Raw genomic sequence first — 20,125 nt, 5'->3', positions numbered from 1 at the left:
GCCCGTCAACCCGGGTCGCTTCCAGCACCCGGTGGGGGGGGATGGCGATCACTGCGCTGGCGGGCCCGGCGACCAACCTGCTCATCGCCTTCGCCGTCGGGCGGCTCGGGCCGTTCATCGAAGTCGACGGCCGGGTGTTCCGCACCACCGAGGGATTGATGACAGACGTTCTCATCGGCGTGCTGGTCGTGAACGCCGCCCTGGCCGTCTTCAACATGCTCCCGATCCCGCCTCTCGACGGCAGCCGGCTGCTCCCCCTGGTGCTCGGACACAGAGGCCGGGAGGTGTACAACCGGGTCTCGCAATACGGGTTTCTCGTCCTCATCTTGCTGCTCTTCGTGTTCGAGGACTCCCTGTCGTTCGTGGGCTCCGCCATTCAGTGGATCATCCGGCTGGTCATATGAGGCCGGGCCACCCCCTGCACCTGGTGAAGCGATTCATCAGCAGCCTCGGCGCACGCCGTCCGTCCCCTGAAGACCAGGCACTGATCGCCGGGATCCTGGGGAATGGCGAAGCCCGGCTGTTCTGGGCTCAGCCGGTCATCGATCAGGCTCATGCGCTGGACACGGCACGGGTCGTACTCGACCACGGACGACCCGACCTGGCGGCGGCCGCCCTCCTGCACGATGTGGGCAAACGGCATGCTTCGCTGGGCGTGGCGGGCCGTTCGATCGCCTCGGCGTTGTCTCTCATGAGGCTCCCGGTGCGCGGCCGATATGCGCGGTATCTCGACCACGCCGAGGCCGGCGCGCGCGACCTCTCCCGAGCAGGCAGCGCTCCCCATGTCGTCGAGTTCGCCCGCAGCCATCACGGAGACCGGCCGCCGGGCCTCGGTGCCACCGACTGGGAGCTGCTGGTGGCAGCGGACAACGAATGACGCGGCTGTCGAAGCGCGGGCTAAGGAGGTCAGCGAATCGATCGCTGACCCCGAATACCATGCCATCCCCATGAGCTTCGAAGTGCGGACGCCGATCTACGAGGGGCCCCTCGACCTCCTTCTCCAGCTGATCACTTCCCATCGGCTGGAAGTAACCGACTTGAGCCTCCGCGACCTGGTCGCCGACTACCTCGCGTACATCGACCTGATGCGCACTTTCGACCTCGAAGTCACCTCCGAGTTCCTGGTGATTGCCGCGACGCTGGTGCAGTTGAAGGCCCGCAGCCTTCTCCCCGGCGATCTCGAGGTGGATCTCGACGAGGAACTGCTCCTGGCCGAGGAGCGCGACCGCCTGCTGTCCCGACTCCTGGCCAACCTCACCTTCAAGGACGTGGCGGCGGTGCTCGCTCATCGCTTCGAGGCAACCGAGCTTCTGGTTCCCCGGATCGCCGGCCTCGACGAGGCGATCACGCCTCCGCCGGCGCAGGTGCGGATCGGGCTCAGCCCGCGGGATTTTGCCGATCTCGCCGAGCGCGTCCTCGCCCGCCCTCATGCCCAGCCAGATCTGGATCACCTCGACCTGGACCTGCCCTCGGTCACCGAGGCGATGGCCGACCTCCGCCGGCGGCTCGACGCGGAACTGGAGACCGACTTCGAAAGGGTCACCAGCCACCTTCACCGGGCGGTCGAGGTCGTTGCGTACTTTCTGGCGGTCCTCGAACTCGCCCGGTGGGGACTGGTCGAAGCCAGGCAGTCTGACCTATCCGCTCCGATCACCCTTCGCCGCACGCAGTCGGGCCACGGGGATCTTGTGTCGGAATGGGATCGACCGATGGAGGCGCCGTGATGGATGCGGTGGCCGCCCTGGAGTCGATTCTGTTCGTGGCGGAGAGTCCGATTCCGGAGCCTGAGCTCTCCGAAGTGCTCGAACTGCCTCCAGCCGATGTCCGGGAGGCCCTCAAGGCTCTTGGCGATCGACTGTCGGCATCCGGCAGCGGACTGGTGCTCAAGGAGGCGGCCGGTGGGTGGCGCCTCTACACCCGACCGGACCTGCGTCCGTACCTGGAACGCTTTGCGGCGTCACCCACCGCCACCCGTATCTCGCGTGCAGCACTCGAGTCTCTGGCGGTCGTCGCGTATCGCCAGCCGGTGTCACGAGGACAGGTCGGCGAGATCAGAGGCGTCGACTCCGAACAGGCGCTCCGCACCCTGGAGCAACGCGGATTGGTCGAGATCGTCGGCACCGCCCCCGGCTCAGGGCAAGCCTTTCTCTACGCGACCACCGACCTCTTTCTCGAGAAGTTGGGACTCAACTCGGTCTCCGACCTCCCGCCCCTCGCCGACCACGTACCCCCAGCCGAGGTGGTCGAGGCGTTGGAACGGCCCTTCCGACCGGAGGATCCATCGAGCGACTCCAGAAGCTGATCGCCCACTCGGGGATCGCGTCCCGCCGCGCGGCTGAGGACCTGGTCCGCCAAGGCAGGGTCATGGTCGATGGTGAACCTGCCCACCTCGGCCAGAAGGTCGATCCCGACTCGGCTCGGGTCCTGGTCGATGGCGTTCCCCTGCCGATTCGCCCGGGCTTGGTCCACTACCTGGTGTACAAGCCAACCGGGGTGGTGAGCACCACCACCGACCCTCAGGGACGACCGACCGTCGTGGATCTGGTTCCTGACGCAACCAGGGTCTATCCGGTGGGAAGGCTCGATTCCGACAGTGAGGGACTCATCATCGTCACCAATGACGGCGACCTCACCGACGCCGTCACCCATCCACGTAACGGCGTCACCAAGACCTATCTGGTGCGCGTCGCCGGCGACCTGGCGAAGAGCGCGGCGCGGGCTCTCACCGAGGGAGTGGAGCTCGACGACGGTCCTGCCGCCGCGATCGAGGCCCGCGTCATCGATCGTCACGGGGGCGAGACCCTCATCGAGATGGTGATGGGTGAGGGCCGTAAGCGCGAGATCAGGCGGATGCTGGATGCGGTCGGCCATCAGGTCATCGGGCTCGTCCGCATCGCCATCGGACCCATCCGCGACCCCGTGCTGCCCCCGGGGAAGTGGCGAGTGCTCTCCATCGAAGAAGTGCGATCCCTCTACCGAACGGCCGAGAGAGAGCCGTGAGGTTCTCGGGCCCCTCCGCGCCGTTTCACGCCACGGTGATGGTGCCGGGCGACAAGTCGATGTCTCATCGGTCGCTCATCCTGGCGGCGATGGCCAGGGGCAAATCACGGATCCTCCACCTGGGAGGGGGAGCGGATGTGGAATCCACCCGAGCCGCATTGCGGCTCTTCGGGGTGACCGTAGGACCGGATGAGGTGGCATCCTCTGGTATCGATGGCTGGACTCAGCCCGCTGGGGCTGTCGACGCCGGGAACTCGGGCACCACGATGAGGCTGCTCGCCGGCGCCGTCGCCGGTCGACCGTTCGCCACCACCTTTGAGGGCGATCGGTCGCTCATGAGTCGGCCGATGGAGCGGTTGGCCACCGCGCTGCGCTCGCTCGGCGCCGGGGTATCGGTGGGCGCCGATGGCCGGCCGCCGGTCACGGTCATTGGAGCGATGCTCCACGGGGCCCACGTAGAAATCGCCATTCCAAGCGCCCAGCTGCGAACCGCGGCGGCGCTTGCGGCGCTGCAGGCCTCGGGAGCCACCTCGATCTCATCGCCGCCCGGATACCGCGATCACACCGAACGGTGGCTGGCGGCGCTCGGCCTCGGTTCCGGTGACGCTCCCTTCGTCGTCAACCCCGGAGCGGTGCCCCCGCTCGAGATCGATCTGCCCGGCGATTCATCGTCGGCAGCATTCCTGTGGGTGTCGGCCGCGGTCAACCGGGGATCCACCGTGCTGACGGAGAGAGTGACTTTGAACCCCGGCCGGATCGGCCTCCTCGCGATCCTGAAGCGGATGGGGGCGGAGGTGACGGCCTTCGAGACCGAACGGGTTCTGGGCGACCCGGTCGGTGACGTCGAGGTGACCGGATCGGGGTTGGCCGGGGTCGAGGTGCGAGGTGTCGAGACGGTTCAGGCGATCGACGAGCTTCCGGCACTCGCAGTGGCCGCCGCCTACGCAGCTGGGCCCACGGTGGTTGCCGATGCCGCCGAGCTCCGGGCAAAGGAGACCGATCGGATCGCTGCCATCGTGGCCATGATCCGCGGACTCGGCGGTCGCGCCCGGGTCACCTCGGACGGTTTCGAGATAGAGCCGGTCCCCCTCACCGGTGGGACCGTCGATTCGCGGGGAGATCACCGGATCGCGATGGCGGCGGCGGTTGCCGCGGGCAGCGGCGTCGAGGTCGAGGTCGATGGATTCGGAGTTGCGGGCGTATCGTGGCCGGGAGTCGAACACGCGCTGGAGGCCATGTGGTCGTCGCGATAGATGGGCCGAGCGGCGTCGGCAAGAGCACGGTGTCCCGGGCGGTGGCAGCCGCCCTCGGCGTTCCATACCTCGATACCGGCGCCTACTACCGGATGGCAACGCTGGTCACGCTGCGCTCGGGTAAGGACCCCGCCGATCCCGACGCGGTCCTCGAGTCGCTGCGAGCGGTAGAGGTCGACTTCGCCGACGGCCGCCTCCTTCTCGACGGGCACGATGTGTCGGCCGACCTGCGGGGCGCCGAGATCACCGCCGTCGTCAGCGTGGTCGCGGCACATCCGGCGATCAGGGTGGCGGTGGTCGACCTTCAGCGCGCCTGGGTGGCCCGCCACGGTGGAGATGCCGTGGTGGAGGGTCGGGACATCGGCACCGTGGTCTTTCCCGACGCCCCGGTGAAGGTGTTCCTGACGGCCGATCCCGGGATCCGGGCACGGCGGCGTGCCGCCGATCCGGAGGCGGCAGGCCACACCTTCGAAGGGATCCTCGAACAGATCGAGCGACGCGACGAAGCCGACTCTTCCCGGGTGACTTCACCGCTCAAGCCCGCCGATGATGCGGTGACGATCGACACGACCTACCTCACCATCGCCCAGGTGGTGGGACAAGTGCTCGATCTGGTCGGTCGGGTCTGACGCGATTCAGGCCCGGAGCATCTCCAACGCCTCAGTGGCGCCCCATGACCGGTCGTCGTCCAACGGCCCGGGAAGCCCCGGGAAGCGGGCGGTCACGCCGGCCTCGACCGCACCCTGCAGCCCTTTGAGGAACGCCCGCAGCTGGGGAGGCGGAGGGAAGTACTCGCCCTCTTCGGTGACCCGAAGCGTCTGGACACCCTTTGAGGGCGCGATCACCGCGATCACGTCTCGAACGCTCTTGTCCGGCGCCGACGCCCCGGCCGTGACTCCGACCACAGACGCCCCCTCGAGCCAGCTCGGGTCGACCGATTCGGGACCATCCACCCGGTGGGCGGAGGCCCCTTCGGAGCGAGCCACCCTCACCAGAGCACGGGTGTTCGAAGAGTTGTCGGATCCGACCACGAGCACGACATCGCAGCGTCGGGCCAGCTCCTTGACGGCGGCCTGTCGGTTGGTAGTGGCGTAACAGAGGTCGCTGCGCCGGGCGGTCCACAGGTCGGGGAACCGCGCCGAGGCATCGTCGAGCACCGACTCCCATTCGAAGAGCCCCAAGGTCGTCTGCGCGACCAGGGCGACCCTGGTCGGATCGGACGGCTCGAATGAGCCGAGGCCCTGTTCGGGGTCGACGAGGGTGGCAGCATGGGGGGCCTCGGCGACCGCCCCGGTCGCCTCATCGTGCCCGGCGTGACCGACATAGATGATGTCGTATCCGGCCTCTGCCCTGGTTCGAATCTCGTGGTGGACCTTGGTCACCAGCGGGCATACCGCATCGACCATGACCGCACTGCGGCCGGTTGCCGCAGCCACGACTTCGGGGGACGAACCGTGGGCAGACAGCATGATCGGAGCGCCCAACGGGACCTCGTCGATCGAGTCGACGAACCTCACCCCGGCGGCGGTGAACATCTCGACAACCGAGGCGTTGTGGACGATCTCGTGATAGCAGTACACCGGGGGATCGAACACGCGCACCATCCAGGTGAGGGCCTTGATGGCCATCTCCACCCCGGCGCAGAATCCGCGTGGCTCGGCAAGAAGAACTGTTTCGACCACAGGCGGATGGTAAGGCGCCTCCGGAGTCACCAGTCTCCAGTCGCCGGGGGGGCCATCCGCCATCCGCCTCCCGCAAGAGAAGAATGGCTAGGGACCTCCTCCACGCCGTACCGTCGCGCATTGCGCATTGAGCATTGCGGGCCGAACGAAGCGAGGCCCCTTATCCTGCTCCCATGTCCCGTCTGCCTGTGGTCGCCGTGGTTGGTCGTCCCAATGTGGGGAAGTCGACCTTGGTGAACCGCGTCCTCAACCGTCGGGCCGCCGTCGTCCAAGAACTTCCCGGGGTGACTCGTGATCGCCGGGAATTCACCGCCGACTGGAATGGCGTGCCGTTCCTGGTCATCGACACCGGAGGGTGGGAGACCGGCACGGGCGAACTGACCGCGGACATTCGCGCCCAGGCGGAGGCGGCGGTTGGCAGCGCCGACCTGGTGCTCTTCGTCGCCGACGCCACCAATCCCCTCGGCGATGACGACCTGGCAATTGCCCGGGTGGTGCAGAAGTCGGCTACTCCCGTGCTTCTCGTCGCGAACAAAGTGGACGGCCCGAAGGGCGAGCTCGACCTTGACCACCTGTGGGCCCTCGGCCTGGGCGACCCGCACCCGGTGAGTGCGCTGCATGGCAGAAACTTCGGTGACCTGCTCGATGCGGTGGTCGAACGCCTCCCGGAGGTCGAAGTACCGGCGGCCGAACGGATGCCGACGATTGCGATCCTCGGTCGTCCCAACGTCGGCAAGTCCACGCTCCTCAACAGGTTGCTGGGAGAGCAACGGGTGGTGGTCAGTGCAGTTCCCGGCACGACCCGCGATCCGATCGATGCGGTCACCGAAATCGACGGCACCCGCTACAAGATCGTCGACACCGCGGGGATTCGCCGTCAGGCACGGGTCGATGAGTCGGTCGAGTTCTATTCGGTGATCCGGGCCAAGGAGGCCCTGGCACAGGCTGACGTGGCTCTCCTGGTGATCGACGGGACGGCCGGAGTGACCCATCAGGAGCAGCGCCTCGCCGAGGAGATCGAAGCCAGTGGCGCCGGCATCGTGGTGATCCTCAACAAATGGGACGTCACCGACACCGAGCAGAAGGCCATCACCGAGGACGGGGTGGGCGACCGCCTTGCGTTCATTTCCTGGGCACCGGTCCTGCGACTGTCGGCCCTGACCGGCGCCCGACTCCACCGCCTCGGCGAAGCCGTCGCCGCAGTACTCGAGGCGAGGGCGCAGAGGATTCCGACCCCCGACCTCAACCGGCTCCTCCTCGAATGGCAGGAGGCGCACCCGCCGCCCACCAGGAAGGGGAGACGCGCCAGGATCATGTATGCGGTCCAGGCCGGCACCGAACCTCCCACGATCGTGCTGTTTGTCCGCGGCGGAGAGATCGGGCCCGACTACCTGCGCTTCATCGAGGGTCGGCTGCGAGACACCTACGACTTTCTGGGTACGCCGATACGCTTGATACCTCGTAGGCGAGCCCGGAGAGACCCCGCATGACCGAGAAGGAACGGCTCCAGAAGGCCGCAGAGCAGGCTCTGGGCGGGGGCCCCGAGAAGTACCACGAGAAGATTGCCGAGCAGGGCAAGCTGTTCGTACGAGATCGGGTGTCGCTGCTGTGCGACCCCGACTCATTCGTCGAAGACGGCCTGCTCGCCAACGCGTTGGCCGACGATCTAGCCGCCGATGCGGTGGTCACCGGACGGGGAACCGTGGACGGGCGGCCCGTGATGGTCATCGCCAACGACCCCACCGTCAAGGCCGGCTCCTGGGGGGCGAGGACGGTCGAGAAGATGATTCGAGCGCTCGAGTCCGCCTATGACGAGCGGCTCCCGGTGTTCTATCTGGTCGATTCGGCCGGGGCGAGGATCACCGACCAGGTCGACCTGTTCCCCGGTCGGCGCGGCGCCGGCAAGATCTTCTGGAATCAGGTGCGGCTCAGCGGACGGGTGCCCCAAATCTGCTGCCTGTTCGGCCCGTCGGCCGCCGGCGGGGCGTATATCCCCTCCTTCTGCGACGTCGTGATCATGGTCGAAGGGCGCGCGTCGATGTACCTCGGCTCGCCCCGAATGGCGGAGATGGTGATCGGCGAGATCACCGACCTCGAGGCACTCGGCGGTGCCCGCATGCATTGCACCGTCAGCGGTTGTGGCGACGCCCTCGTGTCCAGCGACGAGGAGGCGATTTCTTGGGCCCGTACCTACTTCTCGTACTTCCCGGCAGACTTCAAGGCCGACCCACCGCTCTACGACTTCGATGAACCCGGGGATGTCGACCCGGCATCGGTGCTTCCAGAGGACTCCCGCCAGGGATACGACATGAAGCGGCTTCTCGCCGGCATCTTCGACGACGACAGCCTGCTCGAGGTGAAGGAGCTGTTCGCCCCTGAGGTCATCACCGTGCTCGCCCGGCTGGGAGGCCGCCCGGTCGGGGTGGTGGCCTCTCAACCGAACCACCTGGGAGGAGTGCTCTTCGTCGACTCCGCCGACAAGGCAGCCCGGTTCATTTGGCTGTGCGACGCGTTCAACATCCCGCTGGTGTTCCTCGCCGACGTTCCGGGTTTCATGATCGGCACAGAAGTGGAGCGGCAGGGGATCATTCGCGCCGGCGCCAAGATGCTGACCGCGATCGCCGAGGCAACCGTGCCGAAGATCTCCGTGGTGGTACGCAAGGCCTACGGGGCCGGCCTCTACGCCTTCGCCGGGCCGGGCTTTCACCCGGATGCCACCATCGCCCTGCCTGGTGCCGAGATCGCGGTGATGGGCCCTGAGGCGGCGATCAACGCGGTCTACTACAACGCCATCCAGGCGATCGCCGATCCTGCGGAGCGCGAGCTCTTCGTGGCCGAGAAGCGGGCAGAGTACGAGGCGGACGTCGACTTGCTCCGCCTGGCGTCCGATCTCGTCCTGGATGCGATCGTCGAACCGCAGGATCTTCGCAACGAGTTGATCACCCGGCTTGCCTACGCCTCGAACAAGGATCGTTCCTTCTCGGAGCGGCGCCATGGGGTGCCGCCGGTATGACGACGGGGACCGAACGGACTCCGCTGGGATTCAAGATCCTGGTCGGCGCCGCCGCCCTCTACCTGGTGGTGCGCCTAGTCCAGATCGCCGCCTGGGTCATCGACCGGGCACTCTGATCACTCTGGCGGGCGGTACCATGCTCGTCCACACGGGCTGTGGCGCAGCTTGGCAGCGCGCTTGGCTGGGGGCCAAGAGGTCGCCGGTTCAAATCCGGCCAGCCCGACCATATCTCTGCCCGGGCCGACTTCGGCGGCTACGCCGCCGAACCGCCGAACAGACGCCGGTCGGCCCTCCTCCACCAGATGGGGCCCCAACCCCATGGCGGCCGTGACACACAGGAACGGCGGCCGCCTATCGGGTGGCTTGGAGGTCCCTAGGGAACTCCAAGCCACGGATCCAGCTGAGCCGCTTGGGAGTCCCCTTCATGCCGCATGCCTATGGGTGGCGTCCTAGGGCTGAGACCACATCATCGTGGGTGGCCACGTCCTGGCCTCGTAGAGAGCCCGAGTGCCGAGTGGCTCGCCCAGATCGACAGCGATCGGATACCAGGGGTTCCCGGGGCATAGTGCCCCACCCTCGACGGGCTCGATGATCACGACGAGCGCCAGACCATCCCCGTAGGGCACCGACAACACTTCGATGCCGCGGTCCACCGGCGGTTGACCGCTGGCGCAGTTCCTCTCCTGGACCTCGATCGATACCCGATGCGATCCTGGATCGGGGGAGCCGGCGAGCCTCCAGTCCGACGGCAGCGGCGGGTACACCAGATGGACCCACGCCGATCGCATCATCTCCTCGATCACCTCCCAGTCGCCGTCCGACGGCCCCTCGACCGTCCTCTGCACCGTGAACTCTCGGTAGTCCTCAGACCACAACTCGACCAGAGACCTGACACCGACGGGCAACGTGCCGGGATGCGGCTTCACATCGCACCAGCCGCTAGCGAGCTGTGCCCAATGCCCGTGCCCACCGACAAACTCGGCATTGCCGTATGCGCCTACGTACCAATCGGGGTGTTCGTCGCGGAACAGCGGAACACCGAGGAGCGACACCCAGTCAGCGGCCTCGAAGTAGATCGACCAGGCATAGAGGTCGAAGAAGTCGTCTTGATCGACTCCGGGAGGGCCGGCATTGGCGACCAAGGAAGCCACATCGATCGCCGACGCCACCGGTTGCGGGGCCGCGCCGCCGGGAAAGACTGCATTCGAACAGGTGAACCCGACGGGACCCGACTTCGCCTCGACTATCCGGTTGCCCCCCTCGTCCAAGGTGTATCCGCCGGTCGTGGTCGTGCCGACTGTGGGAAACGTGGAAGTCGTTGCCGGCATCATCGTGTTGTCGTGTGACTCCAGGGTGGTCGTGACCCCGCCACCTCCCGTCGGCGCCAAGTCGTCGCCGCACCCCGCCAAGACCACGAAGATGACCACGAGAAGAGTGGCGCGCCTCACTCGCAGAGCATATGTTCTCTCGTGTCCTGTGAACAGCCCTCAGTGGGGCACTCGGCCTGCCACATACTCGGGAGCAGGGACCTTCTCGCTACCATCGACCTCGACGTCTTTTCGATCGTGCCCACCGCGGAATCCTGGGCGGCGGGGGGGGACCGCGGTGCACTGTGCGCCATCTACGCGGTCGATCTCTCCAAGCTCTCGGGCTCGATGCGCGGCGCCGCCCGCTGATCGCGGGGCCTCGAGCCACGGCCCGCTTCGCCGTCCGATACCCTCACGGTTGATGCGAGCCGTCGTCAAAGCAGGTCCGGGCCCCGGCCTCGAAATGGTCGACCGACCTACCCCGGTGCCGGCGGCGGGCGAGGTGCTCGTCAGGGTCAAGGCAACTTCTATCTGTGGCACCGACCTCCACATCCGCGCCTGGGATTCCTGGGCGGCACAGCACGTCCTCCCACCACTCGTCGTCGGCCATGAGATCTGCGGAATCGTCGAGGCCCACGGGCCCGGCGTGACGGCTCCGGCGATCGGCACCCTCGTCTCCCTCGAATCCCACGTGGTCGACGGCGACTGCGCCTGGTGCCGCACCGGGCGGGGCCATCTGTGCCCCCAGACCAGGATCCTCGGAGTGCACCGGGACGGTGCCTTTGCCGAATATGTGACCATCCCCGCGGTGAACGCTTGGCCGAACCCCCCGGGCACGCCATATTCGATCGCCACCCTGCTCGAGAACTTCGGGAACGCCGTCCACGCCGCCTCGACACCACCGGTCGCCGGCCGCAAGGTCCTGGTGACTGGAGCGGGACCGGTGGGGATCATGGCGGTGGCGGTGGCACGAGCGCTCGGGGCGCGCAGCGTCATCTCGACCGACGTGAGCGATTACCGACTGACGCTCGCCGCGAAGATGGGGGCGACCCTGACGCTCAATCCCCGGCGCGACCAGATCGTGGCCGGAATCCTCAGCGCCACCGACGGCGAGGGCGTCGACGTCCTCCTCGAGATGAGCGGGGCAGAGAGCGCCATCCTCGAAGGGTTCGAGGTGCTCAAACCCGGGGGCCACGCCGCCCTGCTCGGACTCTCCTCGAAACCGTTCCAGTTCGACCTCGATGACGCCATCGTCTTCAAGGGTGCGACCGTCCATGGCATCGTCGGGCGACGCCTGTGGGACACCTGGTACGAGGGCAACGCCCTCCTGCGCAGTGGGGGAGTCGACCTCACGCCGTTGGTCACCCACCGATTCCGGCTCGAGGACTTCGACGCTGCCTTCGACCTGATGGGCTCTGGCGAGTGTGGCAAGGTCGTCATGTTCGTCGACCCGGCCGATGCCGACGGCCCGCTGGAGACACCGTGACCGACAAGATCGGGTTCTTGCGCGACGAGATCGCCTCGCTGAAGCAGCAGGGCCTCTACAACACCATCCGCCAGATCGACGGCGCCCAGGGCTCCTGGCTCGACATCGACGGGCGCAGCGTTCTCAACTTCTGCTCCAACAACTACCTGGGCCTGGCCAACGACCCGCGGCTGGTGGCGGCGGCGAAGGCCGCGCTCGACCGTCACGGCATCGGCCCCGGCGCCGTCAGGAGCATCGCCGGAACGATGGCGATCCACACCGAGCTCGAAGACCGGCTCGCTCGCTTCAAGGGGGTCGAGGCGGCCATATCGCTGCAGTCGGGCTTCGTGGCGAACCTCGGCACGGTCGCGGCTCTGGTGGGCGAGGGGGATGCCGTGGTGTCGGACGCACTCAACCACGCCTCGATCGTCGACGGAGTTCGGCTCTGCAAGGCAGCGCGGTTCGTGTACCAGCACACTGACATGCACGATCTCGACCGGGTGCTCACCGAGGCGCGGCAGGCTGGAGCCAACCGGATACTCGTCATCACCGACGGCGTGTTCTCGATGGACGGGGACATCGCCCCGCTCGACGACATCGTCGCTGCGGCCGATCGGCACGAGGCCATGGTGATGGTCGACGATGCCCATGGCGAGGGGGTGCTCGGCAATGGTGGCCGCGGCATCGTCGACCACTTCGGCCTCCACGGCCGGGTCGAAGTGGAAGTGGGCACGATGTCCAAGGCGTTCGGGGTGATGGGGGGGTACGTCGCCGGTCCCCAGGTGCTGGTCGACTGGCTCCGCCAGAGAGCGCGACCATTTCTCTTCTCCTCGGCGGTCACGCCCCCCGACGCGGCTGCGTGCATCGCGGCCGTCGATGTGATGGAGGGATCAACCGAGCGGGTCGACCGACTGTGGGCCAATGCCGAACGGTTCCGCAGCGCTTTGCAATCGCTCGGGTTCGATACGGGCCATACCCAGACGCCGATCACCCCGGTGATCCTTGGGGACGAGGCGGTGGCTCAGGGGTTCTCCCGCCAGCTGTTCGAGGAGCGGTCGGTGTTCGCCCAGGCGATCGCCTACCCGACGGTGCCGCGGGGGACCGCGAGGATCAGGGCGATGGTGTCGGCAGGACACACCGATGAAGATCTAGACCGGTGCGTCGAGGCTTTCGGGCTAGTCGGACGATCCCTTGGGGTCGTTTCCTGAGGCCCACCGGGCGAACCGGCACCGGGTCATCGTGCGGTGCCGCGGGCGGAGCCGACCAGCTCGCTCAGGTCGTAATTGAATAGCACGCAGTGCACAGTGCGGTGCCCGTCGTCCCACTGCTGCGCGGTGGGCGTGAGAGGAAACACATCGAGGGCGGACAGCTCGAATTGGATGCCGACGAACGCATCGAAGGCCGGGAAGCACTGACCGGCAGCAAGTTCCCTAATCGTGTCGACGTCCGGCATTTGACCTGCCGTGAGCGTGAAGGAGTAGAAGATCTCGGTGTCGTGGGGGTGCTCGCAGGGCACCACCTCGACCACTTCCATCGCCCCCAGCTGATCGGCCTCCGGATCGTTGAAGCAGTCGCCGGTTTGCAGCTGCGGGACCGCGAGCTCCTGGGGGCGATCCACTCTCCCGAACTCGTCACGGCTCGGCGAGTCGTCGCCGCACGCAGCCGCGACGAGGGTCAGCAGCATCGCAATTCTCACCAGCCGCATAGGATTGCTCACTTCCTGGGCCCAACGAGTGTATTGCACCGCCGGGTTATGATCCCCGACGATGCGCATTCTTGCCGCGGTTTTCCTGCTCCTTGTCCTCGCCGGTTGCGGAGACGACGCGGCCTCACCGTCATCGACCACCGACGCCTCCCCGACGACCACCGGGCTTCCCGCGTCGACGTCATCAACTGTTGTTACCACCACCGCCACCACCGTCACCCTGACACTTCCCTCCGGTGGCACTGACCTGCCGACGACGGATTTCGACACTCTCGCCGCGATCTTCGATCCCCTCCTCGAGCCTCTCGGCTATCGGCTCGGACGAGCCGCCCTCATCGACCTAGAGACGTATGAGGAGTCGCCCGAGGCCACCCACCTCGCCGTCTACCTCACGCCACTCGCCGCCAAGTCGCCAGACGAGTACGCGGCCGAAATCGTGCCCGTCGCCCGGGTGTTTCTCCCCGCAGTGTTCGAGACCTGGCCCGGACTCGAGTCGTTCGACGTGTGCCAGGAGCCATTCGAGTTCGAGGGCGATACTCCGCCTCCGGGTCTCACCGTGCTCGATCTCGACCGGGCGGCCGCTGAGGCGATCGACTGGGCATCACTCGATCTGGCCGGTCTGCTCGACGCCCGGCAGGAGCATGCCGGATTGTTCCTCCACGCACAGAGTGCGATCAAGTCGTCGGCGACCTGGGAGGCCGCCGAGGGATAGCGGCGCGGTCGGGTTAACTACAGTCCGGCCATGCTGCGGGGGACCGACCACCATTGCGCCGAGGCGCTCGACTGGAATGACCGCGTCGCTTTCGGGGTCGGGCGCATCTACGAGGGGTTCTCCCGATGAGGCTCACGTCGGCGATGCTGGCCGATGCCGCCCAGGTCACTGCGGGCAAGCTGTATGTCCTCGGTGGAGCATTCGACACGATCACCGCGCGCTCGTTCCCCGTCGTGTACCGGAGCCTGGCAGTGGTGCTCGTGGCAGAGGTCGGCCCCGGGGATCGCAACCGGGACCTACCCCTGCGGATCGTCCTGCTCGACGAGGACGGGGCGGAATTGGGGGTCGAGTCGCAGGGCAACCTGCGGGTCGGAGCACCATCGTCGCTTCCGGCAGGAGCGTCTACCGTCGTCCCGCTGGTCGGCGCTTTCGGCAACGTGCGATTCCCGCGAGAGGGCGGCTACGTCTTCGTGGTGGAGCAGGAAGGCGCCGAGTTGGCTCGCATCCCGTTCCGGGTGCGCCCGGCGCAGTGATCTTCACGCTCCCCAACGCAGTGAGCTTCGTTCGGGTGCTTCTGGTTCCCGTTTTCGTGTGGTTGGTGCTTGGCAGAGACGAATACACAGGCGCCGCGCTCCTGCTCGGCTTCATCGGTGCCACCGATTGGGTCGACGGGTACCTGGCTCGCCGCCTCGATCAGGTATCTGCGGTGGGCAAGGTGCTCGATCCGCTCGCCGACCGAATGGCCGTGGCCGCGGCGGTGATCGTCGGTTGGATCTCGGGGGCACTCCCATGGCTCATCGCCGCACTGCTCATTGCACGCGAGGCCGTAGTGGCCATCGGGGCGTTGCTGGTTGCCATCGCTGGTCGCGGCCGCATCGACGTCCGCCGGCTCGGCAAGGTGGCTACTTTCGGCCTCTACTTTGCGATACCGGCCTTCTACATGTACGCGGGCACCGGCGCCGACCCGTGGGCCTGGTTTGCATGGGTCGTGGTGATCCCCTCGCTCGTGCTCTATTACGTGGTTGCCGTGCAGTACGCCGGCGACGTCCGACGGGCTCTGCGGGCCAGGGGCCGATAGGGGTGAGCGGCCCGGCGGCCGCGTACCGGTCGGTATCCTGCGACACGGAAATCGAGCCAGGAGAAGTGGGTGAACGTTCCCGAAGACCGTCGCTATACGGACCAGCACGAATGGGCGCTGCTCGAAGGGGGGAACGTGCGGGTCGGTATCACCGACTACGCCCAGGATGCGCTTGGTGACGTGGTGTTCGTCGACCTGCCCGCGGTCGGCAACCGGATCGGCTCCGGGGAACGGTTCGCGGAGGTCGAATCGACCAAGTCCCTGGCGGAGATCTACGCCCCGATGGCCGGCACCATCGTGCGGGTCAACAGCGCCCTCACGTCGTCGCCCGAGGTCATCAACCAGGACCCCTACGGCGGCGGATGGTTCATCGTGCTCCAGCCCGACGACGCCTCTGCCTTCGAGGGCCTCCTCGACCATGACGGCTACCGGGCGCTGATCGCCTGAGAGAGCCCACAGCCGACAGCCCACAGCCGACAGCAAGAGGGCGATCGCCTCGACGACTCCTCGCACCCTCAACCGGTAATCGAGAGTACAGCAGTACCATTGCGCCGTGCCCGAAACCCCCTCTTCGCACCCCGAGGACGACCGCGATCGCACCGAGCAGATCGATCCTTTTGCCGAGATCCACTCGCTCCGAGACCGCGAGGCAGCTGCCGGAATTCCCGGCCTGGCCGGTTACGCGTTGATCGTGGCCTCAGGCCCCCAGCGTGGCCTCCATTGGAGCCTCCCCGAGGGGATGACCGCGGCGGGACGCGATCCGCAGGCACCGATCTTTCTCGACGATGTCACCGTGTCGCGCCAGCACGCCGAGTTCGTCGTCGAAGGCGGCCACCTGTGGGTGCGCGACCGCGGATCGACGAACGGAACATACGTGAATGCCCGGCGTACCGAGGGGGCCGCCCTCGAACCGGGGGACGAAGTGATCATCGGTCGCTTCCACCTGGTGGTGGCTCGCGGCGCATGACCAAACAGAAGCAGTTGACCATCGGGGACGTCGCCGATCTCCTTCGAGGCGAGTTCCCCTCGGTGACGATCTCGAAGCTCCGTTTCCTCGAGAGCGAAGGTCTCATTCATCCTCCGCGAACCGCGTCGGGATATCGCTCCTACCGCGAGGTCGACGTCGAGCGAGTCCGCTACATCCTCCGCCAGCAACGGGACCACTTCCTCCCCCTAAGGGTGATCAAGGGGAAACTCAGCGCCTGGGAGCGGGGCGAAGAGCCGACGATGGCACCTCCCGCCGGTCCGCCACCGGAAACCTACTTCGCCGCGTCCGAGATCAAGCTCGACCGGGACGAACTGGCTCGGTCGGCCGGGGTGCCGATTGGACTGGTCGACGAGTTGATCGAGCACGGGGTACTCGAGGTCCCGTCAGTTGGTTCGGCCGAGTTCACCGACGAGGATCTGGCGGTGGTGCAGGCGGCCCATCGCCTGATCACCCATGGGCTCGAGGCGCGGCACTTGCGCGGCATCCGGCTCGCCGCCAACCGGGAAGTGGATCTCTTCCGGCAGCTGGTAGGCCCTTTGCTGCGCCATGCCAGCCCCGCCAGCCGCCGCCAGGCGGCTGAGGTCCTCGCCGACGTCGCCCAGGCGGCCCGCGAGATGCAGGAGGCCCTGGTGAGGTCGGAGCTGCGCGAGACACTGGGCCGCTGATGTCGTTCCTTGCCGCGATCGCCCTCGCAACGGTGCTCGGCCCATCGAACGGCCTGCGGCCCATTCAGGTGCCGACCCCTCCGATGGTTTGCTTTCCGATCGAGGCGCCGCCCACGGTGGATGCAACCTCGTGGATGGTGTGGTCGGTGGGAGAGGATGCCGAGCTCGGCTCCTTCAACCCGGACACCCAACGGGCGCCGGCCTCGATCACCAAACTGATGACGGCGATCCTGGTGGCCGAACGGGCGGCCCTCACCAACACGGTCGTGATCAGCGCCGCCGCTGACGCCACCCCCATCGGCTACGTCGGTCAACCCGACGTCAGACAGGGCGAGGTGTGGACCGTCCGCGACCTGATGGTGAACATTCTGGTGCAGTCCGGCAACGACGCGGCGGTGGCCCTCGCCGAGCATGTCTCCGGCAACCTCCCCGCCTTCGTCGCGCTGATGAACGACAGGGCAGAGGCCCTGGGAATGACCCGGACAGTGTTTGTCAACCCCCATGGCCTCGACACCGCCGGCCACCTGTCGACCGCGCGCGACCTCATCTTTCTCGGCCGCGCCGGGCTGGCCTATCCGGAGATACTGCGGCTTTCGAGGATCAAGGCGATCTCTTTCGATCCCGGCGGGCGACCAATGGAGCTGACCGCCACCAACCGCGACCTCGGTGTGTTCCCCGGGCTCTATGGCCTGAAGACCGGGGACACCCTTGCGGCCGGACAGACCTTCCTGTCGTACACCGAGGGCCAGGACGACGGCTACCTCGTCGTGGTTCTCGGCTCGCGCAATCGGCGGCAGATGACCCGCGAGTTGATCGCATGGGGACAGACTGCTCTGGGGCCTCGTGACCGCTTCTTCGCCGCGGCGTCCGGCACCGATCTCACCATCGACTTCCCCGAGTGGTACCTCCCTCGAGTCGCCGCGGCCGGGCCGCTCGACGGCGGAAACCCGGGAGCACCGACCAGCACCCCTTTGACGGATTCCCTCGACGACGCCTTCAGGCTCTTGCTTCCGGTGGTCCTGGGAGGTGGCGCGTGACCGTTCTCACCGAGGTGGTGACCCAGCAGGCGCTGATGGATCGCGTTGCCGAGCTGGGGAAGGAGATCGGCGCCGACTACCGGGGCCGGGAGCCGGTGTTGCTCGGCATACTCAACGGCGCAGTTCCCTTCCTCGCCGACCTCTCGCGCCATCTGCCTCCGGAGATCGAGATCGACTTCCTGAGCCTCACCCGCTTCGGCGAGGAGGGGAGGGTGGGCATCGCCATGGATTCTGCGACCTCGATCGCCGGACGCGATGTGATCATCGTCGAGGACGTGGTCGACACCGGCCTCACCCTGAGCTACCTGCTCGGGCTGCTCGAGACGCGGGGCCCGGCATCGCTGGCGACCGCCACACTGCTCGACAAGACCACCCGGCGCATCGTGGACGTGGACCTGGCCTATCGCGGCTTCGAGGTGGGAGACGAGTTCCTGCTCGGATACGGGCTCGACTGGGACGGCCGCTACCGCAATGTGCCGTCCCTATGGGCGGTGCTGGATCTCGCCGAGTTTCGAGACGATCCGGGGGTCCTGGCCCGCGCGGTCTTCGAGGGGCCAGTGATAGTCTGATCGGGTGAGTAACGAGAGCATCCCCGTCGAACTGGTGGGAGTGCGGATCGAGCTGCCGACCAACACTCCGATCGCCCTGCTGCGGGAGATTGGCGGTACCCGGTTCCTCCCCATCTGGATCGGAACCAACGAGGCGACGGCAATTGCCCTCGCGATCGAGGGTGTGGAGCCCCAGCGCCCGATGACTCACGATCTGCTCGCAGAGATCACCGCGGCGCTCGGTGCCAGGGTCGACCGGGTGGTGGTCACCGAACTGCGCGACGGCATCTATTACGCCGACCTCGTGCTGGTCCGGGACGGCGATGAGATCGTCGTGTCCGCCCGACCCTCGGACTCGATCGCCCTCGCCGCTCGCACCGGAGCCACGATCTCGGTTCTGCCGGCGGTCTTGGACGAGGCCGGCGTGGAGATTCGTGACGAGGACGAGGAGAACGAGGTCGCCCGCTTCCGCTCGTTCCTCCAGGACGTCACGCCGGAGGATTTCGGGTAGTTCGGAAGTACGGCTCCGGCTCCGGCTCCGGCTCCAGCCAGAATTGCTCCGGACACTCGGACAGCCTCGATCGGTCTGGCTGTGGCTGGGGCTGTAGCCGTGGCGGCCGAGCCCAGCGAGGCTCTCCTTATCCACAGGGGTTGTTGACAACCACCCCCGCGCTTCCTAACTTCATGCCGGTAGTTCCCGATCGGGAATTACGGTGGTGTAAGCTCTGGGAAGGTCAGGAGGCGTCGTGGTTGACGTACAACAGGGGTACCGCGCCCCGCAGGTCTGCAAGATCGTCGGGATCACCTATCGGCAACTCGACTATTGGGCCCGCACCGACCTACTCAAGCCCTCTCTGCAGACCGCCAGCGGATCGGGATCCCAGCGCCTCTACGCCTTCGGAGACATCGTTCAGCTCCGGGTGGTGAAGCGACTCCTCGATGCAGGGATGAGCCTCAAGAAGATCCGCCAGGCCATGGACCTGCTGCGCGACCAGCTCCAAAGCCAGACTCCGCTGGAAGGGGTCACGCTGCTGTCGGACGGCACCACGATCTACGCCGCCCACAGCGCCGACGAGCTGGTCGACGTCTTCCGCCGTGGCCAGGGTGTGTTCGGCATCGCCGTTGGCCCCGTCCAGCAGGAGCTCGAAGGCGACATCCTCAGGCTGTTCCCGGAGACAGTCGAACCAGCCGCCTCGCTACCCGCCAGCCTGGAGGCCTGACCTGACCGTCGACTTCCAGACCCCGGCCGACCTGGTCGAGTTCGCCCACGACAGCGAGCGACAGTTCGCCCGACTCCTCGACTTCTACGGGATCGCCTGGGAATACGAGCCGAAGTCCTTCCCGATCGAGTTCGAAGTCCAGGGTGATGCGGTCGGATGGTTCACCCCCGACTTCTACCTGCCCGACGAGGACCTTTTCATCGAGATCACGACGATGAATCAGAAGCTCGTCACCAAGAAGAACCGCAAGGTTCGCCTTCTGCGCGAGAACCACCCGCATGTCAACTGCAAGATCTTCTACCAGCGTGACTTCCTCCACCTTCTCATCAAGTACGACCTCGAGCCACCAGACGCCCTCGAGGAGGCTCCGGCCCCCACCAGGATTCCCGGCCCTGTCGACGTGGTGAAACTGGGAGCCAGCGAAGCGGGATAGGAAGATTCAAGAGTCTTGA

The 20,125-nt window shown here is 66.9% G+C and carries 25 protein-coding genes and 1 tRNA gene; 23 read left to right on the top strand and 3 right to left on the bottom strand.

Going from position 1 to position 20,125, the window contains the following annotated elements:
• The first annotated feature begins 41 nt into the window (after positions 1-41).
• The 7 genes from WD184_07055 to cmk all read left to right on the top strand — a co-directional run bounded on the left by WD184_07055 (position 42) and on the right by cmk (position 4,882).
• Positions 42-404: a site-2 protease family protein gene (locus WD184_07055; GenBank protein MEX0826487.1), complete on the top strand. Its 363-nt coding sequence runs from the start codon at positions 42-44 to the stop codon at positions 402-404.
• A gap of 23 nt (positions 405-427) precedes the next feature.
• Positions 428-877 carry an HDIG domain-containing metalloprotein gene (locus tag WD184_07050; protein ID MEX0826486.1) on the top strand — a complete coding sequence of 150 codons (450 nt, stop codon included), beginning with the start codon at positions 428-430 and terminating at the stop codon, positions 875-877.
• Positions 878-947: 70 nt separating this feature from the next.
• Positions 948-1,724, top strand: a complete 777-nt coding sequence (locus tag WD184_07045; protein MEX0826485.1) for a ScpA family protein — start codon at positions 948-950, stop codon at positions 1,722-1,724.
• Positions 1,697-2,302 carry an SMC-Scp complex subunit ScpB gene (gene scpB, locus WD184_07040; GenBank protein ID MEX0826484.1) on the top strand — a complete coding sequence of 202 codons (606 nt, stop codon included), beginning with the start codon at positions 1,697-1,699 and terminating at the stop codon, positions 2,300-2,302. Before WD184_07045 ends, scpB begins: the two co-directional genes overlap by 28 nt.
• A complete protein-coding gene (locus tag WD184_07035) occupies positions 2,281-3,000 on the top strand; it encodes a pseudouridine synthase (protein MEX0826483.1) in 720 nt (239 codons plus the stop codon). The genes scpB and WD184_07035 overlap by 22 nt, the downstream gene beginning before the upstream one ends.
• Positions 2,997-4,253 carry a 3-phosphoshikimate 1-carboxyvinyltransferase gene (gene aroA / locus WD184_07030; protein MEX0826482.1) on the top strand — a complete coding sequence of 419 codons (1,257 nt, stop codon included), beginning with the start codon at positions 2,997-2,999 and terminating at the stop codon, positions 4,251-4,253. Before WD184_07035 ends, aroA begins: the two co-directional genes overlap by 4 nt.
• Complete coding sequence (cmk, locus tag WD184_07025; protein ID MEX0826481.1) at positions 4,238-4,882, top strand: (d)CMP kinase; 645 nt, start codon at positions 4,238-4,240, stop codon at positions 4,880-4,882. Before aroA ends, cmk begins: the two co-directional genes overlap by 16 nt.
• 6 nt (positions 4,883-4,888) lie before the next feature.
• Here the strand turns inward: cmk and ispH are convergent, their stop codons facing one another.
• Entirely contained in the window at positions 4,889-5,935 is a 1,047-nt protein-coding gene (gene ispH, locus WD184_07020) for a 4-hydroxy-3-methylbut-2-enyl diphosphate reductase (protein MEX0826480.1), read from the bottom strand.
• Positions 5,936-6,108: 173 nt separating this feature from the next.
• Here ispH and der point away from each other — a divergent pair, with 173 nt between their 5' ends.
• The 3 genes from der to WD184_07005 all read left to right on the top strand — a co-directional run bounded on the left by der (position 6,109) and on the right by WD184_07005 (position 9,174).
• The gene (der, locus tag WD184_07015) at positions 6,109-7,425 is read left to right on the top strand and encodes a ribosome biogenesis GTPase Der (protein ID MEX0826479.1); all 1,317 of its coding nucleotides are present in this window, start codon (positions 6,109-6,111) and stop codon (positions 7,423-7,425) included.
• Positions 7,422-8,948, top strand: coding sequence for an acyl-CoA carboxylase subunit beta (locus WD184_07010; GenBank protein MEX0826478.1), 1,527 nt, complete (start codon positions 7,422-7,424; stop codon positions 8,946-8,948). The genes der and WD184_07010 overlap by 4 nt, the downstream gene beginning before the upstream one ends.
• 149 nt (positions 8,949-9,097) lie before the next feature.
• A tRNA-Pro gene (locus WD184_07005) sits at positions 9,098-9,174 on the top strand.
• 223 nt (positions 9,175-9,397) lie between these two features.
• Here the strand turns inward: WD184_07005 and WD184_07000 are convergent.
• A complete protein-coding gene (locus tag WD184_07000) occupies positions 9,398-10,396 on the bottom strand; it encodes a hypothetical protein (protein MEX0826477.1) in 999 nt (332 codons plus the stop codon).
• Positions 10,397-10,676: 280 nt separating this feature from the next.
• Between WD184_07000 and tdh the strand changes: the two genes are divergently transcribed.
• Together tdh and WD184_06990 are read left to right on the top strand one after the other, a co-directional pair.
• Positions 10,677-11,741 (top strand): L-threonine 3-dehydrogenase, encoded by a 1,065-nt coding sequence (tdh, locus tag WD184_06995; protein MEX0826476.1) that lies wholly within the window; start codon positions 10,677-10,679, stop codon positions 11,739-11,741.
• Positions 11,738-12,928 carry a glycine C-acetyltransferase gene (locus WD184_06990; protein MEX0826475.1) on the top strand — a complete coding sequence of 397 codons (1,191 nt, stop codon included), beginning with the start codon at positions 11,738-11,740 and terminating at the stop codon, positions 12,926-12,928. Before tdh ends, WD184_06990 begins: the two co-directional genes overlap by 4 nt.
• Before the next feature lie 26 nt (positions 12,929-12,954).
• Here WD184_06990 and WD184_06985 read toward each other — a convergent pair whose 3' ends face one another.
• On the bottom strand, positions 12,955-13,494 hold the full coding sequence (locus WD184_06985) for a septum formation family protein (protein ID MEX0826474.1): 540 nt from the start codon (positions 13,492-13,494) through the stop codon (positions 12,955-12,957).
• Between WD184_06985 and WD184_06980 the strand changes: the two genes are divergently transcribed.
• The 11 genes from WD184_06980 to WD184_06930 all read left to right on the top strand — a co-directional run bounded on the left by WD184_06980 (position 13,487) and on the right by WD184_06930 (position 20,106).
• A complete protein-coding gene (locus WD184_06980; GenBank protein MEX0826473.1) occupies positions 13,487-14,137 on the top strand; it encodes a hypothetical protein in 651 nt (216 codons plus the stop codon). The genes WD184_06985 and WD184_06980 overlap by 8 nt on opposite strands.
• Before the next feature lie 125 nt (positions 14,138-14,262).
• The gene (locus WD184_06975; protein MEX0826472.1) at positions 14,263-14,670 is read left to right on the top strand and encodes a hypothetical protein; all 408 of its coding nucleotides are present in this window, start codon (positions 14,263-14,265) and stop codon (positions 14,668-14,670) included.
• Positions 14,667-15,215, top strand: a complete 549-nt coding sequence (locus WD184_06970; protein ID MEX0826471.1) for a CDP-alcohol phosphatidyltransferase family protein — start codon at positions 14,667-14,669, stop codon at positions 15,213-15,215. Before WD184_06975 ends, WD184_06970 begins: the two co-directional genes overlap by 4 nt.
• A 69-nt stretch (positions 15,216-15,284) precedes the next feature.
• Positions 15,285-15,662 carry a glycine cleavage system protein GcvH gene (gene gcvH, locus WD184_06965; GenBank protein ID MEX0826470.1) on the top strand — a complete coding sequence of 126 codons (378 nt, stop codon included), beginning with the start codon at positions 15,285-15,287 and terminating at the stop codon, positions 15,660-15,662.
• A 106-nt stretch (positions 15,663-15,768) separates the two neighbouring features.
• A complete protein-coding gene (locus WD184_06960) occupies positions 15,769-16,182 on the top strand; it encodes an FHA domain-containing protein (GenBank protein MEX0826469.1) in 414 nt (137 codons plus the stop codon).
• Entirely contained in the window at positions 16,179-16,868 is a 690-nt protein-coding gene (locus tag WD184_06955; protein MEX0826468.1) for a MerR family transcriptional regulator, read from the top strand. The genes WD184_06960 and WD184_06955 overlap by 4 nt, the downstream gene beginning before the upstream one ends.
• On the top strand, positions 16,868-17,905 hold the full coding sequence (locus WD184_06950; protein ID MEX0826467.1) for a serine hydrolase: 1,038 nt from the start codon (positions 16,868-16,870) through the stop codon (positions 17,903-17,905). Before WD184_06955 ends, WD184_06950 begins: the two co-directional genes overlap by 1 nt.
• Entirely contained in the window at positions 17,902-18,474 is a 573-nt protein-coding gene (hpt, locus tag WD184_06945) for a hypoxanthine phosphoribosyltransferase (GenBank protein ID MEX0826466.1), read from the top strand. Before WD184_06950 ends, hpt begins: the two co-directional genes overlap by 4 nt.
• 4 nt (positions 18,475-18,478) lie before the next feature.
• Positions 18,479-18,964, top strand: a complete 486-nt coding sequence (locus WD184_06940) for a bifunctional nuclease family protein (GenBank protein ID MEX0826465.1) — start codon at positions 18,479-18,481, stop codon at positions 18,962-18,964.
• 235 nt (positions 18,965-19,199) lie between these two features.
• Positions 19,200-19,673 (top strand): MerR family transcriptional regulator, encoded by a 474-nt coding sequence (locus WD184_06935; GenBank protein MEX0826464.1) that lies wholly within the window; start codon positions 19,200-19,202, stop codon positions 19,671-19,673.
• Positions 19,576-20,106 carry a hypothetical protein gene (locus WD184_06930; protein ID MEX0826463.1) on the top strand — a complete coding sequence of 177 codons (531 nt, stop codon included), beginning with the start codon at positions 19,576-19,578 and terminating at the stop codon, positions 20,104-20,106. Before WD184_06935 ends, WD184_06930 begins: the two co-directional genes overlap by 98 nt.
• Positions 20,107-20,125: the final 19 nt, after the last annotated feature.

This window comes from Acidimicrobiia bacterium (assembly GCA_040878325.1).
Lineage (GTDB): Bacteria > Actinomycetota > Acidimicrobiia > Spongiisociales > UBA11373 > JAUYIV01.
Note: the sequence above shows the minus strand (reverse complement) of the source record. Positions and strands in the feature narration are given on the sequence as shown.